General features: G+C 68.9%; 14 protein-coding genes and 2 pseudogenes. 6 read left to right on the top strand and 10 right to left on the bottom strand.

Features of this window, described 5'->3' with window-relative positions; all coding sequences use genetic code 11:
• Positions 1-847: 847 nt before the first annotated feature.
• Together DT019_RS38595 and DT019_RS38590 are read left to right on the top strand one after the other, a co-directional pair.
• Positions 848-1582 (top strand): ANTAR domain-containing protein, encoded by a 735-nt coding sequence (locus DT019_RS38595; RefSeq protein WP_114041670.1) that lies wholly within the window; start codon positions 848-850, stop codon positions 1580-1582.
• Between the two features lies 1 nt (position 1583).
• Positions 1584-2333, top strand: a complete 750-nt coding sequence (locus DT019_RS38590) for an ANTAR domain-containing protein (RefSeq protein WP_114041669.1) — start codon at positions 1584-1586, stop codon at positions 2331-2333.
• A gap of 100 nt (positions 2334-2433) precedes the next feature.
• Here the strand turns inward: DT019_RS38590 and DT019_RS38585 are convergent.
• Positions 2434-3186, bottom strand: a pseudogene (locus tag DT019_RS38585) (IS110 family transposase); the annotation flags it as partial.
• A gap of 17 nt (positions 3187-3203) precedes the next feature.
• Between DT019_RS38585 and DT019_RS38580 the strand changes: the two are divergent.
• Positions 3204-3983: pseudogene (locus DT019_RS38580) on the top strand (SigB/SigF/SigG family RNA polymerase sigma factor); the annotation flags it as partial.
• A 175-nt stretch (positions 3984-4158) separates the two neighbouring features.
• Positions 4159-4503, top strand: coding sequence for a hypothetical protein (locus tag DT019_RS38575; protein ID WP_114041667.1), 345 nt, complete (start codon positions 4159-4161; stop codon positions 4501-4503).
• An 82-nt stretch (positions 4504-4585) separates the two neighbouring features.
• Here DT019_RS38575 and DT019_RS41005 read toward each other — a convergent pair whose 3' ends face one another.
• Positions 4586-4993 carry a hypothetical protein gene (locus DT019_RS41005; protein WP_147267422.1) on the bottom strand — a complete coding sequence of 136 codons (408 nt, stop codon included), beginning with the start codon at positions 4991-4993 and terminating at the stop codon, positions 4586-4588.
• Positions 4994-5170: 177 nt separating this feature from the next.
• Positions 5171-6091: an alpha/beta hydrolase family protein gene (locus DT019_RS38565; protein ID WP_114041671.1), complete on the bottom strand. Its 921-nt coding sequence runs from the start codon at positions 6089-6091 to the stop codon at positions 5171-5173.
• A gap of 144 nt (positions 6092-6235) precedes the next feature.
• On the opposite strand from DT019_RS38565, the gene DT019_RS38560 reads away from it, so the two are divergent.
• Positions 6236-6847 (top strand): TetR/AcrR family transcriptional regulator, encoded by a 612-nt coding sequence (locus tag DT019_RS38560; RefSeq protein WP_114041665.1) that lies wholly within the window; start codon positions 6236-6238, stop codon positions 6845-6847.
• Positions 6848-7198: 351 nt separating this feature from the next.
• Here DT019_RS38560 and DT019_RS38555 read toward each other — a convergent pair whose 3' ends face one another.
• From DT019_RS38555 to DT019_RS40855, 5 genes are all read right to left on the bottom strand, one after another.
• Positions 7199-7420 (bottom strand): hypothetical protein, encoded by a 222-nt coding sequence (locus DT019_RS38555; protein WP_114041664.1) that lies wholly within the window; start codon positions 7418-7420, stop codon positions 7199-7201.
• 215 nt (positions 7421-7635) lie between these two features.
• On the bottom strand, positions 7636-8046 hold the full coding sequence (locus DT019_RS38550; protein WP_114041663.1) for a VOC family protein: 411 nt from the start codon (positions 8044-8046) through the stop codon (positions 7636-7638).
• A 220-nt stretch (positions 8047-8266) separates the two neighbouring features.
• On the bottom strand, positions 8267-9994 hold the full coding sequence (locus DT019_RS38545; protein ID WP_114041662.1) for a thiamine pyrophosphate-dependent enzyme: 1728 nt from the start codon (positions 9992-9994) through the stop codon (positions 8267-8269).
• A 143-nt stretch (positions 9995-10137) separates the two neighbouring features.
• Positions 10138-11724: an FMN-binding glutamate synthase family protein gene (locus DT019_RS38540; RefSeq protein WP_189390314.1), complete on the bottom strand. Its 1587-nt coding sequence runs from the start codon at positions 11722-11724 to the stop codon at positions 10138-10140.
• A gap of 75 nt (positions 11725-11799) precedes the next feature.
• Positions 11800-11928: a hypothetical protein gene (locus DT019_RS40855; protein WP_262985368.1), complete on the bottom strand. Its 129-nt coding sequence runs from the start codon at positions 11926-11928 to the stop codon at positions 11800-11802.
• A 952-nt stretch (positions 11929-12880) separates the two neighbouring features.
• Here DT019_RS40855 and DT019_RS38535 point away from each other — a divergent pair.
• On the top strand, positions 12881-14005 hold the full coding sequence (locus DT019_RS38535; RefSeq protein WP_114041660.1) for a hypothetical protein: 1125 nt from the start codon (positions 12881-12883) through the stop codon (positions 14003-14005).
• Positions 14006-14781: 776 nt separating this feature from the next.
• On the opposite strand, the gene DT019_RS38530 is transcribed toward DT019_RS38535, so the two are convergent.
• Positions 14782-15762 (bottom strand): alpha/beta hydrolase, encoded by a 981-nt coding sequence (locus DT019_RS38530; protein ID WP_114041659.1) that lies wholly within the window; start codon positions 15760-15762, stop codon positions 14782-14784.
• Positions 15763-16766: 1004 nt separating this feature from the next.
• The coding region (locus DT019_RS40655; RefSeq protein WP_223279984.1) for a hypothetical protein at positions 16767-17264 on the bottom strand (498 nt) is incomplete at its 5' end.

Here is a 17264-nt window from a genome sequence, read left to right as displayed (position 1 = left end):
ATCTCCTTCGAGGCTTCGACACTTCGAAGATCAGCCGGTGGCCGTTCATCTATGCGGGCACCATCCCGACGCCGGAGCAAACCCCCGGATCAGGTCGAACCCGTACACCATCTCCATGGACGCAACCCCGCAGTGTCCTGCACACCTGGAGTTCTAGGCTTTCCCGTGCGAACCTCCACGGCACGCTCGCGCCGCAGGATCCGCGACAGACCCCCAGCCCCCGGGTCACCACAGCATCGCCTGGACCGGCCCACAGCACAGCGAACACATGCGACCCAGGCCCTTCGTCCTCCCGGCTGTACCAACCCGGGGTGAACCCCCGCACACCCCGGGCCCGGTGAGGACGCAACCGCGCGAGGAGCTACGCGGTGAAGGGGGAGCAACGCGTCATCCCCGCGCTCACGGCCGCCGCCGGTGACATCCCCCCGCGACGGCCGCCAACCGTTCCAACCTCCACACTCCCGGGCCTGCCCGGCAAGGAGTTGGAGAACATTCGACCTTGTGGAGGGAAGTCGTCCGCTCCCGAAGCTCGGCGAGCCCACCGAAGTTGCGTCCAGGCCAAGAAAACGGCCACGAACGGCTGAATCGTCGGCTCCGGGGCCGGAGCTTTAGGCCTTGGGGGGAGACTAGGCTGGGCTGCGTACCGTGAGCCGTCCCGGCGGGGTGGAGCTGGCCACAGCGGCGGCTCGGACGGGCAACGCGAATCGAGGCGACCGGAGCCATCCGTCATCGGGCACATCATGGCTCTCTGCAGCCAGACCTCCTTCGGCGCGCCGCGCGGTCTGCCTTCCATGGGCCCGGCCCCCGCTCGTTCACGCGTGCCGTACGGCGCCGGAACGGACTTTCGATGTCTGTCACGCCTCGTGACGTCCTCGCGGCCCAAAGCGTGCTCGATCTGGCCTCGCGCGCGGACGGTTTCGACATCCTGGAACTGCTGCATGACCTGACCATGCACACGGTCCGCCTGCTGGGCGTACGCTCGGCCGGGGTCACCATCCTCGACGCGGCCGGAGCGGTCGACTACCTCACCGCCTCCGACGAAATGTGCCGACGCCTGGAAGAAGACCAACTCGAACTCGGCGAAGGGCCTTGCCTGGACGCCGCCCGCACCGGCGAGCCGCTGGCCCCGGTCCTGCTGCGCACCGCCCGTCCCAGCACCTGGCTCTGGCCCCGCTTCACCCACCGTGCTCTGCGCGCAGGGATCACCAGCGTCGCCGCCGTGCCCCTGCGCACCCCCGCGTACCCGCTCGGCGCCGTCAACCTGATGAGCTCCGGACGCCTACCGACGCGGGAGGACCTGTGTCTGGCGCAGGTGCTGGCCGATGCCGCCGGGAGCTGCCTGCACCACCGGCAGACGCCGCGTACCAAGAACGAGATCATCGGGCAGCTGGAGAGGGCCCTGCAATCCCGCATCGTGATCGAACAGGCCAAGGGCGTCCTCGCCTCCCGACTGGCCATCGGCGTGGAAGAGGCATTCACCCGCCTGCGCAGCCACGCCCGCTCCCAGCGGCGCAAACTCACCGACATCGCTACCGAGGTGGCGCGAGGGGCCATCCCGGCCGAACTCGACACAACACGCTGACATGCCCCGCGATCAAGGGAACGACGCCTTCGGCGGCGCTCCCTCGCCTCACGACGGCCCGACCGACTCCCTGGCCCGCCTCCTCCGCACCACGCACAACGGACACGGCCCGGCCACCGCTCCTGCTCCCGGTGCTGCCCGCCTGCTCGGCCTGGACGCCCTCACCCTCAACATGCGTGCGCGCGACGGTCACCTCGAACTGCTGTGGTGCGACCCGGACAAGGGCCTGGGCGCCGACCTGGACAGTTTGCAGTACGCCCTGGGCGACGGCCCCACCCTGGAAACCGCACAGCACGGCCACTCCCTGCACGAGCCGGACGTGCTGGCCACCGACCCCGCCCGCTGGCCCCTCTTCCTGCCGGCCGCAGCCCGCACCCCGCTCCGTGCCGTCACCACCCAGCCCCTGCGGCTCGGCGCCGCCCTCATCGGCGTCCTGACCGGCTACCGCACCACCCCCGGCCCCCTCACCCCCGGCCAGCTGCACGATCTGCATCACCTGGCCCACAGCCTCCTCCTACTCCTCCTGCACAGCGACCAGGCCGACACGGACGAAACGACCGGCCTGCGGCTGTACCGCGCCGACGTCCACCAAGCCACCGGATTCCTGGCCACCGAACTCAACATCCCCCTCGAAGAAGCACTCCTGCGCCTGCGCGCCCACGCCGCCGCCCAGAACCAGCCCATGTCCGACGTCGCCCAGGCCGTCCTCACCCGCCGCCTGCCCCCCGACACCTTCAAGTCCACGACGTAGCGGCAACCACCGATGGGGCACTCGCAGATACGGCCACCGGCACGGGGGGGTGCCCCTATCTCTTTCGTCAAGCGGCAGGGGCTCGTTCGGTGGTGGTTGATCAGGCTGCTTGGGGGGCGGTGTGAGATTCGAAGAAGGTGCCGTCGCGGAGCATGGCGAAGAGCACGTCGACGCGGCGGCGGGCGAGACACATCAGGGCCTGCTTGTGTCGTTTGCCCTCTGCTTTCTTCCGCTCGTAGTAGGCCCGGGAGGCCGGGTCGGACAGCGAGGCGAACGCGGCCAGGAAGAAAGCTCGTTTGAGGTGCTTGTTGCCGCGGCGGGAGGGACTTTCGCCACGGATCGAGGACCCGGATCTCCTGGTCACTGGGGCGAGGCCGGCGTAGGCGGCGAGGTGTCCGGCGGTGGGGAAGGCGGTGCCGTCGCCGACATCTATCAGGATGCGGGCTCCGGTCCTGACGCCTATCCCCGGCATCGACGTCAGGAGCTTCGAAAGAGGGTGCGACTCCAACAGGGCCTCGATGGTGGCCGCGAGCTCCTTGCGCTGGTCCAGCAGCGCGGTCAGGTTCGCCGCGAGCTTGGGGACGATGACCGCGGCCGCCTCGGTGCCGGGGACGACGACAGTCTGCTCGTCGAGCGCGGTGAAGATGTCCTCGACCAGCCGCTCGGCCATCCGCGGGGCCTTCGGCCGCAGCAGCGTGACCAGCCTGCGGCGGCCGGCCTTGTGGATCGCCGCCGGGGAGCCGAACCGCTCCAACAGGGCGAGTACGGCGGGGTGTTGGATGCGCGGGCCCAGAACCCGTTCGAGGTGTGGGTGGATCTGCGTGAGCAGGCCGCGAAGCCGATTGGCGCGACGACCTCGCAGGTGAGGTAACCCGGGTCAGTCACGACGACGCCCCCGACACCGCCGAAGCATTCGCCCGCCTCAACACCCTGGACGACGGCCCCGAGCACGATGCGCTGCGGGAGGACCTGGTGGCGCAGTGGCTCCCGATGTCACGGCGCCTGGCGGGCAGGTATCGCAACCGCGGCGCCGACCTCGAAGATCTCTACCAGGTCGCAGCGATGGGCCTGGTCAAGGCCGTCGACCGCTACGAGGCCGCCCGCGGCGCCTTCGAGGCATTCGCGATACCCACCATCAATGGCGAGATCAAGCGCCACTTCCGCGACAGCCTGTGGTCCGTGCACGTCCCGCGCCGGGTCCAGGAGCTGCGCAACAAGGTCCGCGTCGCCCGCAGTGAGCTTCAGGCCGCCCAGCGCGGTGAGCCCACGATCGGTGAACTCGCCGCGCAGTGCGGTCTTCAGGAGGACGAGGTCCGTGACGGCCTGGAAGCCCTTCAGGCCTTCAAGAGCCTTTCCCTGGACGCCAAGTCCAGCAGCACCGAGGGCGAGGGGGTGGCGCTGGCCGACAGTCTCGGCACCACCGAGCCCGGCTTCGACACCGTCATCGACCGCGAGGCCGTCAAACCCGCCCTGCGCGCCCTGCCCGAGCGCGAGTCGAAGATCCTCTACATGCGGTTCTTCCAGGACAAAACCCAAAACCAGATCGCCGACGAACTCGGCCTCTCCCAGATGCACATCTCCCGCCTCCTCACCCGCACCTGCTCCCGCGTACGCGAACAAGCCCTCGCTGCCCACCAGGACGCAGCCTGACGCCTGCCTCCGCCATCGACGTCACCAGCCCCGACGCGGCTTCTGGTTGAGCGCCCGGGTGCGCTTCGCGGCCGGGCTGGGTGTCCTGCCCGTGAGCGCCCGCGGCGGCTCGGGGGCGCCGGGTCGGGTTCCGCACTGCAGGTGTGAGCGCGGCTTTTCGGGGCAGGCGCCGCAGGTGCACTCTGCGACGCCGAACCTGCTCACGCAGGTCCGCCATGCCCTCCAACAGGCGGGGTTCCAGCTCACCGACAACAACGGTGCCGCGGCCAGCGGCCCAGGACTTGCTGTCACCCAGGTTCCCGCCGGCGTGCTGATCAAGTGGACCGCCTCCGACGGCTTCACCGCACTCGCCAACGACCAACCAGGAATATCGGGCGACAGCATGCACACGGCGGTCCAGGCCGCGATCACGGGCCTGCTGCTCCAGCTCGGACACACCCTCACGAATCCGTCCCAGGGCGGCGACGTCCTGGTCCTGGACGACCGACCGGACGGCGGCGCAGTACAGCATCCGCGATAGCGGGAGGCTGCCCCAGGAGCGAGAAGACCGGGGCAGCTCTTTCCTCGCGGGGCTGCCAACTCACTATTCGACTCACCCACCCCTAAAGGCACGTCCCGGTCGCACCCATCTTGCAATCGGGGTCGACGAGAGGCTCGAACCGATAGTTCAGAAAAGCCCGTGACGGTCGCCGGGGTGATGCCGGGCAGCGCCGATGCGGCCGGAGTGGTCGGCCGGCACGTTGGCGAACAGACCAGGAATCACTCCCCTCCTGGTCGGTCCACCCGAGCGGCACTTCGGCGACATCCGTGTCGTGGTCGCTTCCCAGCCGGGTGGTGGCGGCGATCTTCAGCTCCATCAGGGTCAGCAGGACTTTCAGCAGCCTGCGCAGGTCGACGGCGCCGACGGTGGCCAGCATGGCCGGTGGCCGGAACCCGTGGCTCGTGGCCATCACTCCGAGTCGCAACCGCTCGGTTCCATCCGCGAGTGCGTACAGCAGTGTCCAGCCCACCGAGGCAGTCCGTTCGAATTGCCGCCGAGAGGCATGAGGTGATCGAACGGCCAGGCGTGTTCTACATGTTCTACGCCGTCCGCTTCACGCCAGATCCGCACGACGTCGTCGTAGGCGGCCTGCGCAGGGGCGGTCCTGATCCAGAACTGCGCTTGTCGGTCGGCACGATGAGGCTGGTCACTTCGAGTCGATGCTTCCCAGCGGGGCATCGGCCGCGACCAGCGCCCGACGGGCGGTGGGCCATGCGCTCTGGTCGAGTCCCAGCGCGGTACGCAAGTACGCCAGAGTGGCCTGCTGCACGAGCGCGACACGCTCGGGGCTTTCGTCGGTGGTACGCGTGTCGTTGGCTCCCTGGATGCCACCGAGTCCGTGTTCCGCCCCGAACAGGGTCAGCAGATCGGTGGCGCCCGGGCTGAGCTGGTAGCCGTCGGTGAACCAGTCCGGACCGCGTACCGTCAGCGGGGACTGGTCGCGGTCGCCGGCGACCAGAAGGCTTGGCGTCTTCAGCTCGGCGAAATCAGGGTTCATGAACGGGAAGTACTGGGTGGCGAGCGGGCTCAGGTCGGCGCCGCCAGTGCCGGGCAGGCACAGCAGCACGGCGGCACTGACCCGCGGGTCGGCCATGCTCTCACCGGGAAGCTCGTCGGCGCCTACGACCCGTGCACCCGCGAGGGTGCTGGCGGTCTGGGCGCCCCAGGAGTGTCCGGCGACCGCGATGCGGTCGTGGTTGACGCGGCCGGCCAACCCGGGCACAGCGGCTTCGATCATGTCGAGCTGGTCGAGGACGGCAGTGAGATCTGCGGTGCGGATGCGCCAGACGAGCGGGGAGCGCGGGTCGTCGGGGGCTAGGCCGAGGGAGTCAAGATGGGTGGGCTGGACGACCATGAACCCGTGGGCGGCCCAGTGGCCGACCAGCGGTACGTAGTCGTCCATGGTCAGGCCCATGCCATGGGAGAAGACGACGACGGGCAGGTTGCCGCCGGTGGTCGGCGCCGTGATCCGCACCTCCAGATCCTGACCGCGGTCCGGAGCGGCCAGCGAGATCGGGTTGACGGAGATGATCGGGGTGGTGAAGTCGTTGCCGCCGTCGGCGGGCATGTTGTCGCTCACGAAACGAATCCCTTTCTCGGACGAGCCCAGTGGGCTCCTGCAGCGCGGTGTCTGGCAAAATGAGAATCCGGAGCGCCGCTCCGGATTACGATACGGAGCGGCGCTCCGCTTTGCAAGCAGGAGGTGTGCACGATGCCCACGGCCGACTCAGCATCTGCAGGACGTAGACGAGCCGACGTACGCCGCAACGAGCAGAAGCTCCTGGACGCGGCCGCGGCCGTTTTCGTCCGCATGGGGATCGACGCCCCCGTGCGGGAGATCGCCGCGGAGTCGGGACTCGGCATGGGCACGATCTACCGCCACTTCCCCACCCGGGCGGACCTGGTGGTGGCTGTCTTCCGGCATCAGGTCGACGCACTCGCCGCCGCCGTCGACGCGGCGCCGACTGCCGACACGCCGTACGAGGTCTTGCGGCAGTGGGTCCACCAATTCGCCGACTTCCTGGTCACCAAGCACGGCCTCGCCGAGGCGCTGCACTCGGACCAAGCGGGATTCGAGAGCCTGCACAACGAGTTCGTCGAGCGCCTGATGCCCGTGCTCGACCAGCTGTTGAAGGCGTCCGCTGCCGCTGGATACACGCGCTCCGACGTACGGGCCTACGACTTCATGCTCGCCATCGGCAACCTGTGCATCGGAGTGGAGAACTTCCCCGACTACCAGGCCCGCCGCATGATCGACTTGCTGCTCGCCGGCCTTGCCCAGACCGCCCCGGCATCGACCGGCGAGGAGCCGGAACAGCGATGACGCTGACCGCTGGCGGCCGGTGCGGGCAATGAGAAGGCGCACGACTCCCTGCCGACCGCGGCCGGGTCATGCGCCTGCCAACCCAAGGGACCACACCCTCGTCGGAGACGAGCCGTCAGCAGGGGACCTTCGTCGGAGACTCGCCGGTCCCTTGGCTTCGAAAAGCCCTGGCCCTCTCGTATTGAGGACAGGCCGCGGAAGGGTTCGGTGCGCGCGTGAAATCGCTTCTATTGAGTGTGGTGAATGCTCTGTCGGGCAGCCTGAGTGCGGCCACGGAGGGAACGGCGGCCCGAACCGATCGCAGTTGCATCCCAGGCGGTCGCCAGAGCCCTCCGGCCCCTGTAGGCCCGCTCACGCAGCTGTGTACAGGTGTGGCTGTCCGCCTCGCCATTCGATCTCCGGAGAGTCCCCGTCGACCATGGCTTCGGCATCGGTCTCATCGAGGCCGGACTGGCGCAGAAACTCCTTGAGGTCGCGGTCGGAGTGCGCGAGACCGATGGGCCGCCCATGGATGGTGACGTGCCGGCCTCCCCTTTCCCTGGGCCGGTGCACGATGATCGTCGCGTCAGTCATGCACCCAGCGTCATCCGAGCGAAGAGTGCCCGCATGCGGGGCACCTGCCTCCGGCCCAGGCGGGACATCTGTTCCAGGGGGCCTGGGAAGTCGCGATCATTCGGCCCATTCGGACGGGCGCGATCTCATTCGACGCCATCAGCAAGGCCTCGACCAGGCCGTGAACCACCAACGCGACCGGCTCGACGGTCAGCGACGAACCGCACCCGAGCCGCTTAGTTGCGCTTGGGCCACGTCGGGCCCTGGTCCGTCCAGATCACGCCCTTGTTGCGGCACAGGCAGAACGGGTGGCCGACCGGGTCGGTGTAGACCTGCCAGCCGTAGCCGTTGGGGCCGATGAAGTCCTGCCTCAGCGTCGCACCGAGGCCGAGGACGCGGCGCTGCTCGGACTCGATCTCGTCCACTTCGAAGTCGAGGTGGTACTGCTTGGGGTGCTCGCTGTCAGGCCACTGCGGAGCGCGGTAGTCGTCCACCCGGATGAATGCCAGCTCGATCTCGCCGAACTCGATGCCGGCCCAGTCCTCGGAGCTGCCTTCCTTGATCGGACGGCCCGTCACTTCGGAGTAAAAGGCCGCCAGCTTCATGGTGTCCGGGCAGTCGATAATGAAATCTGTGAGTCGCAGCATCCCGCGATCTTGGCACAAGCTCACACCCGACTTCGAGACAGGCCCTGAGCGGCTCCGCTGAGGTACGGGAACAGAAGGATCCTGGGGGGCTTTGGGGGCTTCGGCCCCGGACCCCTGGACGACGTCCTGCCTGCCGATGTGATGACGGTGGGGGTGCGGCGTTGCTCAGGAGTGGGCGGGCCCGGGCCGAACGGCCCGGGCCCGTACCTATCCGCGGGCCTCAACTCCCCGTGCTGTGCAGGTTTTCGCGCACCTTGGCGATGGCGAAGCCCCAGCCCTGCTGGACGGTGGGCTTGGCGGGCACGGCGATCTCGTCGGGGTTGGTGAGCACGTCGAGAAGGACCGGTCCGGGTTCGGCGAAGGTGCGCTCGACCGCTTCGGCCAGGTCCTCGGCGTGCTCCACACGGATGCCCTTGATGCCGAGCGCCTGCGCGACCGCGGCGAAGTCCGGGTTGTCCAGGACGGTGCCGAACTCGGGGAGGCCCGCCTGCTCCTGTTCGAGCTTCACCATGCTCAGGCGACGGTTGTCGAAGACGACGAGCTTGATGGGCAGTCGTTCGGTGTGGATCGTCATCAGGTCGCCGAGCAGCATCGACAGGCCGCCGTCCCCGCAGAACGCGATGGTCTGGCGGTCGCGGTCCAGGAACTGTGCGCCGATGGCCTGCGGCATCGCGTTGGCCATGGAGCCGAGGTTGTACGAGCCGACCAACCGGCGGCTGCCGCGCATCTCGACGAAGCGGGAGAGCCAGACGGTGGCCATGCCGGTGTCGGAGGTGAACACGGCGTCGTCGGCGGCCGCGGCATCCACCGCGGCGGCGAGGGCCTCGGGGCGTACGAGGTGGTCGCGGTTGTCGAGGGCGGAGCGGACCTTACCGATCAGGCCCTTGTCGTGGCCGGGCGCGGCGAGTCGGCGCTGTCCGTCCTGCCAGTGCGTGAACTTCTCGCGTGCGGAGTCGAGGTGCTTGCGGTCCCCGCGGGCGGCGACGCGCTCCAGGAGCCCACGCACCGTGGGGCCGACATCGGCGGCGAGCGCCACGTCGACGGGCACACGCCGCCCGATGTGTTCGGCGACCCGGTCGACCTGGATGACCTTCTTGCCCTCGGGGTACCAGTCCCGGTACGGGAAGTCGGTGCCGAGCAGGACCAGGGTGTCCGCGTGGTCCATGGCATGGGCGGCGGCCGGATTGCCGATCAGGCCGGTCTGGCCGACCTGGAACGGGTTGTCGCCCTCGAAGCCTTCCTTGGCCTTGAGGGTGAGGACCATGGGCGCGGCGAGCCGGTCGGCGAGGGCCAGGACGTCGTTGCGCGAGGTGCGGGATCCGCGTCCGACAAGCAGGGTGACGTTTCCGCCTTCGTTGATGAGACGGGCGGCCTCGTCGAGGGCGGGGTCGTCGGGCCGGTTCTCGCAACGGGCGACGGAGAGCCGCAGTGGCCGGTCGGTGGGCAGCTCCTGGTCGCCGATGTCGCCGGGGATGGTCAGGACGGCGACGCCCCGGCGCCCGACGGCGGTGCGCACGGCGACTTCGAGGAGGGCGGGGAGCTGTTCGGGTGAGGTGACGGTGGCGCGGAAGGCGGCGACGTCCTTGAACAGGAGGTCGTTGTCGACCTCCTGGAAGTAGTCGGTGCCGATCTCCGGGCGCGGGACCTGGCCGGCGATGGCGAGGACGGGCGTGCCGCTCTTCGCCGCGTCGTACAGGCCGTTGAGCAGGTGGACGGAGCCGGGCCCGACGGTGCCCATGCAGACGCCGAGGGTGTCGGTCAGCTGCGACTGGGCTCCGGCCGCGAACGCTGCGGCCTCCTCATGGCGACAGCCCACCCAGGACAGGGACGCGGAGGCCCTGATGGCGTCGGTGAGCGGGTTGAGCGCGTCACCCACGACTCCGAAGACGTGCCGCACCCCCAGTTCCTCGAGGGCATCGACGAAGAGGTGGGCGACGGTGCGGGACATGGATGGTGTCCTTTCTGTGGAGCAGGCCCCCAGGACGTGGCCTGCGGGTAGGGGTTGGTCGGGGTGTCGGGTCCACGCATCCGGTGCGCCTGCCACGGATCGTCCAAACAGAATGGGGGCCCGTGGGGCGGACGGCCGGGTGGTCAGATGGTGAAGCTGTCGGGGTCGGCGGCCTTCCAGTCGGCGGCCCATCGCGCGGGCGGGTCGAGGGTCAGCTCGCCGGGCTTCAGCCATTCGTAGAGCTCCGCGTAGGAACGGAAGTCGTCGCTGTCGGTGGCGCGGCGGCGCAGCAGATGGGGGCTGAGATCGGCGGGGTCGGACACGCCCATCGCGGCCATGATCTGCAGGGCGCTGGAGACGGTCGCCTCCTGGAAGCGCCGGACCCGTTCGGACTTGTCCGTGACGTCGAGGGCCCGGGCCCGGCGCGGGTCCTGGGTGGTGACGCCGGTGGGGCAGCGGTTGGTGTGGCAGCGCTGGGCCTGGATGCAGCCGACGGCGAACATCATGGCGCGGGCCGCATTGGTCCAGTCGGCGCCCATGGCGAGGCGTTTGACCAGGTCGGCGCCCGTGGCCACCTTGCCGCTCGCGCCGATGCGGATACGGTCGCGGAGCCCGGCGCCGACCAGGGCGTTGTGGACGGTGATCAGCCCCTCGGTGAGCGGCATGCCCAGGTGGTCGGCGAACTCCAGCGGGGCCGCGCCGGTACCGCCCTCGGCGCCGTCGACCACGATGAAGTCGGGGGTGATGTCCTCGGCGATCATCGCCTTGCACACGGCGAGGAACTGCACGCGGGAGCCGGGGCAGAGTTTGAAGCCGACCGGCTTTCCGTCCGCGAGTTCGCGCATCCGGGCCAGGAAGCGCACCATCTCGCGCGGCGTGGAGAACACCCGGTGGTACGGCGGTGAGACGACCGTCTTCCCCTGCGGAACGCCGCGGACCCGGGCGATCTCGCTATTGACCTTGCCGCCGGGCAGCACCCCGCCGATGCCGGGTTTCGCACCCTGGGAGAGCTTGAGGGAGACACACTTGACGGCCGGGTGGGCGGCCTTCTCGCGGAACTCCTCCGCATCGAAACCGCCGTCCTTCGTACGACAGCCGAAGTAGCCAGTGCCGATCTCCCAGATGATGTCGCCGCCGGGACGCAGGTGGTACTCGGACAGGCCACCCTCACCGGTGTCGTGCGCGAAGCCTCCCCGTGCGGCGCCCGTGTTGAGCGCGAGGACGGCGTTGCCGGAGAGCGAGCCGAAGCTCATCGCGGAGACGTTGAGCAGCGCCATGTCATACGGGCGGGTGCAGTCGGGGCCGCCGACCCGCACACGGGGAGCCTGCTTCGGCATGTCGACCGGGCGCATCGAAGGCACCAGGAATTCGTAGCCGCGGCCGTACATGTCACGCTCGCTGCCGAAAGGCTCCTCGGCATCGACGCCCTTGGCCCGCTCGTAGACGATGCTACGGGTGTCGCGGTCGTAGGGGCGGCCGTCGTAGTTGCGCTCCACGAAGTACTGCTGGAGCTCGGGCCGGATCGCTTCCAGGAGGAATCGGGCGTGTCCGAGGACCGGATAGTTGCGCAGGACCGAGTGGCGCCGCTGGAAGAGGTCGTAGCAGCCGAGCAGGGCGACGGCCAGCAGCGGAGCGCCCGCGAACCACCACCACGCAGAGACTGCGAACGCCGAGGTCACCGCTGCGGCGGCACACACAATGAGGAGAGCCACGGACCCAAATCGCACCATGGATGACCGGATATCCGGGATCGCGCGAATCATGTACGGCAGCAGTGCGGCACCAGGACGCCATGGGCTCCCGCGTTAGCCCTGTAAGGGTTCCACGGCCTGCGCACATGCAGTCGCGCTGGCGGTCAGGACACGGATGGCCTGGTCGTCGTCGATGACGCGGGCGCCGGTGAAGGCGTGTACGGCCCGGGTGATCGTGTCCACGACGTGCTGCGCCGCAGGGTGGCCCGAGGGGCGGCGTCCGTGGCGTCATCGATTGGCGGACCTGCCGTGCCGGCATGCTGGGAACTGGACCGCCCCGATACGCGCCTCATGTGATCCGATCAGGGCGAAAGGAGCGCCCCCACGAACGGCGGTCGGAGCTAGGCGGGCCGCATCCCCCTCGGCTACAACCGGCCCGGCTTCGACAGCCCGACGAAGGCACCTCCCCCATGATCCACCCCAGCTACACCGGCCCGGACTTCATCGCCCCCAACGCCGACGGGCCCGAACACCAGCCGGACTGAAAAGAGAACTCGCGCTGTGCGGTCAGGACTTTCCGCAGGCCCACCAGGAGCCGGGAGAAGGCGGCTTGCCGCCAGCGTCCGTCCGGCCCTCCCCACGATCCTGCTTCCCGGTGGAAACACTGGCCTTCCGGGTTGCGCGGCGCCGCACTCTGCGGTCCCGCGGGTGCGGCGTCCTCTTCACATCTCGGTGATCAAGCCGGTAGCACTGGCTGGAGAGCACGTTCTTCAGCCCGGAGGGTGTGCTGCTGGCTCCGCGTCGAAGTCCTGGCCTGCGGCGACCGGTCCACCTGAAACAAGCAGGTGTCGGGAATGTCCAGTGATGTGGCGCTGGGCAGCGGAATGCCACCTGCTGTATCGGTTGACATGCTCCAGCTCCGCTGTATCGAAGTGAAACCGGCGTGAGGGGTCCTGGGCAGACCGGCCGACTGTGTCCGGATCGACTCCACGGAACGTCGCCTTCCCTGTTGTGCTGGTGACAGACAGTGCGGTGCGCTGTCAGAGTCTTCGTACGCATCGCCTCTGCGGGATCCCGGCCGGACCCGTCCTTGTTGTTCCCCGGTGCTTGCTTCTCTGCAGTGCCGGGCTCCCGGAGCACGACTCAGCATGCCCCGCCGGCGTGATGCCGGACTGGGGCAGGGGAGGGAAGCTCGATGGGTTCATGGCAGTGGAACGATCAGCAGAGGCCCACCAACACGGTCGGTGCCAGGGCCACCATCGGCGCGGTCACCATGAAGGACGACCCGCAGGCCGCACAGCGCCCGTACGTCTTCGTACGCGGCCTCGACTCGAAGCTGCACGTCAACTGGTGGGACGGCAAGGCGTGGCACTGGAGCGCGCAGGGGGCACCGAGCGGGCGCAGCGTCATCGAGAAGGTCGGCGCCGTCACGGTTCAGGACAATCCGACTGCGGTGCAGCGGCCGTACGCGTTCGTGATCGGTGACGACTCGCACCTGTACGTGAACTGGTGGGACGGCTCCAAGTGGAACTGGAGCGCCCAGGGCACACCCGGCGGGCGCCTGGTCCGTGAGGGCGTCGGGGTCGTCACGGTCCAGGACAATCCCAACGCGGCGCAGCGCCCGTACGTCTTCGTCCTCACCGATGACTTCCGGCTGTGGGTCAACTGGTGGGACGGGGCGAAGTGGAACTGGAGCGACCAGGGCGCGCCGCCGAGCCGCACCATCTCGCGTCCCCTGGGTGTGACCACGATGCGGGACAACCCGAACGCCTTCACCCGCCCCTACGCTTTCGTCATCACCGATGACTCCCGGGTCTGGGTCAACTGGTGGGACGGGGCGAAGTGGAACTGGAGCGACCAGGGCGCGCCGTCGGGACAGCCGGTCAAGAAGGGGGCCGGTGTCGTCACCGTTCAGGACAATCCCAACGAGGTGGAGCGGCCGTACGTCTTCATCCAGGGCTACGACTCGCAGCTGTACGTGAACTGGTGGGACGGCAGCAAGTGGAACTGGAGCGCCCAGGGCACACCCGGCGGGCGGCTCATCCTCGACTCCGTCGGCACGGTCACGATGAAGGACAACCCCAGCGCCTTCACCCGCCCCTACGTCTTCGTGATCGGCGACGACTCGAAGCTGTACGTGAACTGGTGGGACGGCAGCAAGTGGAACTGGGCCGCGCAGGGCACACCGGCCAGCCGCGTCATCGAACGCCCTGGTGAGGCCATCACCGTCCAGGACAACCCGAACGCGACGCAACGTCCCTACGCGTTCGTGATCACCGACGACTCCGACCTCTGGGTCAACTGGTGGTCCCTGCCGTAAGCCATAGCCGTCAGGCGGGCCCCGAACCGACACGGGGCCCGCCACCCGATGTGAGCCCGGGCCGGCAACCTCTCGGTTAGCGCGGACTGCGGGCCACTCAAAGATCGGCGACACACGCTTACCGTCCACGGACCAGTCCACCTGAGACCGCAACAGCATCGGACCAACTCACCTGAGACGGGGACCAGGTACCTGGAGACGGGACAGTTGTCCATCCAGGCCAGGTACCGCGCTCAGTTGTCCTGTGCCACTGGTCCTTGACCGCGTGCCATCGATTCCCTGAGGGTCGCGAGTTGGTGTGACCGCAGGTTGATCACGCCGGGTCAGAGCCCTCTGAGGCGGTGGGCGAGTATGAGTCCGCCCGGCACCGGCGCCCCATCGGAGTTGCCCCTCGTCCGCATCCGCATCGCCGATGAACACGTTCTTCGCGCTGGGCGAGCGGGCCCCGCTCGATCTCGCGCACGAGCTGGTCGCCTCCGCCCTCGATTGCGAACCTTTCCGCAGGATCCTGCCCCGGCACGACTCCGCAGCGAAAACCTGGGCAGGCTCGACCTGGGCCAGCAGGCTGTCCGCGTCGCCGCTCAACCGACCAGCAGGTCCTGAGGTTGCCGCATTACGAGACAGCTCCTCCCCGGATCGGGGTAAGAGCTTCTTTGCGTTCAGGATCAGACGCTACAAGTGCCGTTACCAGGCCCGCTGTGTCTCCGCGGGGCGGCGTCGCGTACGTACAGGTTCTGTAGGCGAGCGTGTGCGGAGCGAGCCACCCGAGTGGGATGTCAGGCCTGCGCCAGAACCCGCTTCAGCCAGGACCGGCGGGCCTGCCACGCTGCTTGGCTGATCACCGCGTCCGGGACCACAAGGTCGAACGTGTGGTAGCCGCCGGACCATACATGCAGCTCGGCAGAGCCGCCGGCCCGCCAGATCCGGTCCGCGTAGGCTACGGCCTCGTCGCGCAGCGTCTCTGCCGAGCCGACGTCGATGAATGCCGGGGGCAGTCCGGACACATCCGTAGCGCGGGCCGGCGCGGCGTAGGGCGAGACGCCCGGGGCGCCACATTCGGAGCCGAGCAGTGCCTTCCACCCGAAGCCGTTCCAGCTGCGGTCCCAGACGTCGACACCGTCCATCTGGTGGGCCGAAGCACTGTTGTTGCGGTCGTCGAGCATTGGGCACATCAGCAACTGCCCGGCCAGCCGCGGGCCGCCCCTGTCGCGCACCGACAGGCTCAGCGCGGCGGCCAGGCCACCGCCGGCACTGGTCCCTGCGACGACGATCCGGTCCGCGTCCAAACCGAGTTCGTCCGCGTGCTCAGCAGTCCACAACAGCCCGGCGTAGACGTCGTCGAGCGGTGCGGGGTGCGGATGCTCCGGCGCGAGCCGGTAGCCTGCCGAGATCAGCGACGCCCCGAACCGCTCGGCCTCGTCCAGCAGCGGTTCGATGAAGAACAGGTGCCGTGGATCGCCGCTGAAGTAGCCGCCGCCGTGCACGTAGTAGAAGGCCGGGCGCGAGGCGGCAGGGCCCGCCACGACGGCTGGCGTGCAGATCAGCAACTCGGTTTCGGAGGCACCGGATGCCCCCGGAACGGAGACCGAGGTCACCTCGAACCGACCACCCCGCCGCAGCTCGTCGAGCGCCGGCACCTCCGCGGCATCTTCGGCCCGGACGGTTGGCAGCCGCTCCAGGCTCATCGGGCCCGACCCGGACTCCTGCACGGCGCGGTATCCGTCCAGCAACGCCGCATCGAAAGGTACTGTGGCCATCAGTCCGCTCCCATCAGAATGCGCGCGCCATCCCCGGGCACGGCGCTCATGAGGTCCGAACGCGTACCCCGTGATCCCCCACTGGAGGCGAGCGTCCAGCCGCCAGGGGCAGTGTAGATCTTGCTTCACGTGGCCAATCCCGCGGTCCTGCGTCGGGCCGGGGCGCAGCAGACGCAAGCGTGCAACCGCTCCGACTGCGGGGCGTGCCGTCATTTGGTGGGGGTGTAGGCGGAGGTGCCGGCGCTCGACGAGCTGCGGCGGGGTGGTCGGTTCGAGGTGACCTCGGTCTCCGGTTGCGGTGCGCATGGTGTCTTGTGTGAGTGCGCTGGCGGTCCAGTCAATGTGCCCTGCCGAACCCGCAGCCCACAACACGTACGAGTCTGCAACACCCCCGACCCGTAAGTGCCATGGCCTGAACAGCAGGGCTCATCACCATCGAGACTGGCTGAAAGGACACCGGTCCCCCCGGACGCAAAGCGTCCTACTCTCGAAGCAGGACAGCCGTCTGCCACCGGCTGGCCCGCACAACGTGGTCCCCGGCCCCCGGACTGCAAGAACTACCCACGCGTGGAGACGGCTGGAGCCGCATAACCACAATGCGGCTCCAGCCTCGTCCTCCCTGCCTGTTCGAGCCCCGGGGTGCTCCCGCACTCCCCGGGGACGGCCGGTGAGGACGTTGAGTGCGAGGGCCGCCCCGGAGGGGAGCCGGACCGCCCTCGTGCTCGCGGCCACCGCCGGCCAGGCCCATGCCCCGGCGGTGGCCGCTCGCATCGAATCCAACCGATCGGATGCTCTGACGGGATTCCACTACCCCGACAGAACCAACCGATGCACGCCATCACCCGGACAACGCCTCCAGCCCTCGGCGCCCGCTCTAGAAGTAGCCCCGGCCCACACGTGCAAATCCAGGGACGGGCCTGGCACATGCACCGCAGGCTCACTCTGCTACGGAGAAGAGCCTCAACGATCGCGCCCGGACGGCGCGCGGAGGCTTCCCATCGAACCTACACCCAGAACCCGCACACCGACCGGATGCTCCCGGCCAGCTTTGGTACACGCCCACCACGTAGAGGAGTTGAGCTCGACAGCCGCGTCGTGCACCGGCGATCAGTCCGCCTCGACCGCACCTCACGGAGCGTCACAGATCCAGGGATATGGCGCAGCTCCTTGCCTTCTCTTGACCATGTAGACAACCCCGAGGAGGAACAGGGCGCTGTAGGTCTGCTGTGGCCGCCGTGCTCGACGCCGTCGAGCTGGAATTGCCCGGTCGTCGTTTCCCAGGCGTCGGTCGCTTCGGCCGTCCTGATGGTGGCGCCCATGCGGTTCCAGTTGTTCATCGCGGTGTCGTGGCCCCCTGACCCGCCAGGTGCCGCAGCGTCTTCGGGCCGGTCGGCGAGCCTGCCGATGCCGATCAGTCCCCAGTTCCGGGTGCCCCGGTCACCCACGCCGATGACCCGGTGGGTCATGCGGCCCTGCCCGATCGGGGTCGGGTCCTGGAGTTC

Source organism: Streptomyces sp. SDr-06 (assembly GCF_003324565.1).
In the GTDB taxonomy this organism is placed as follows: domain Bacteria; phylum Actinomycetota; class Actinomycetes; order Streptomycetales; family Streptomycetaceae; genus Streptomyces.
This window is presented reverse-complemented; position numbering and strand designations above follow the sequence as displayed.

Bases quoted from the DNA above. Each gene is read 5' to 3' on its own strand.
- DT019_RS38595 (WP_114041670.1), top strand. From the start codon at position 848: ATGTCTGTCACGCCTCGTGACGTCCTCGCGGCCCAAAGCGTGCTCGAT.
- DT019_RS38590 (WP_114041669.1), top strand. From the start codon at position 1,584: ATGCCCCGCGATCAAGGGAACGACGCCTTCGGCGGCGCTCCCTCGCCT.
- DT019_RS38565 (WP_114041671.1), bottom strand. From the start codon at position 6,091: ATGCCCGCCGACGGCGGCAACGACTTCACCACCCCGATCATCTCCGTC.
- DT019_RS38560 (WP_114041665.1), top strand. From the start codon at position 6,236: ATGCCCACGGCCGACTCAGCATCTGCAGGACGTAGACGAGCCGACGTA.
- DT019_RS38555 (WP_114041664.1), bottom strand. From the start codon at position 7,420: ATGACTGACGCGACGATCATCGTGCACCGGCCCAGGGAAAGGGGAGGC.
- DT019_RS38550 (WP_114041663.1), bottom strand. From the start codon at position 8,046: ATGCTGCGACTCACAGATTTCATTATCGACTGCCCGGACACCATGAAG.
- DT019_RS38545 (WP_114041662.1), bottom strand. From the start codon at position 9,994: ATGTCCCGCACCGTCGCCCACCTCTTCGTCGATGCCCTCGAGGAACTG.
- DT019_RS38540 (WP_189390314.1), bottom strand. From the start codon at position 11,724: ATGGTGCGATTTGGGTCCGTGGCTCTCCTCATTGTGTGTGCCGCCGCA.
- DT019_RS38535 (WP_114041660.1), top strand. From the start codon at position 12,881: ATGGGTTCATGGCAGTGGAACGATCAGCAGAGGCCCACCAACACGGTC.
- DT019_RS38530 (WP_114041659.1), bottom strand. From the start codon at position 15,762: ATGGCCACAGTACCTTTCGATGCGGCGTTGCTGGACGGATACCGCGCC.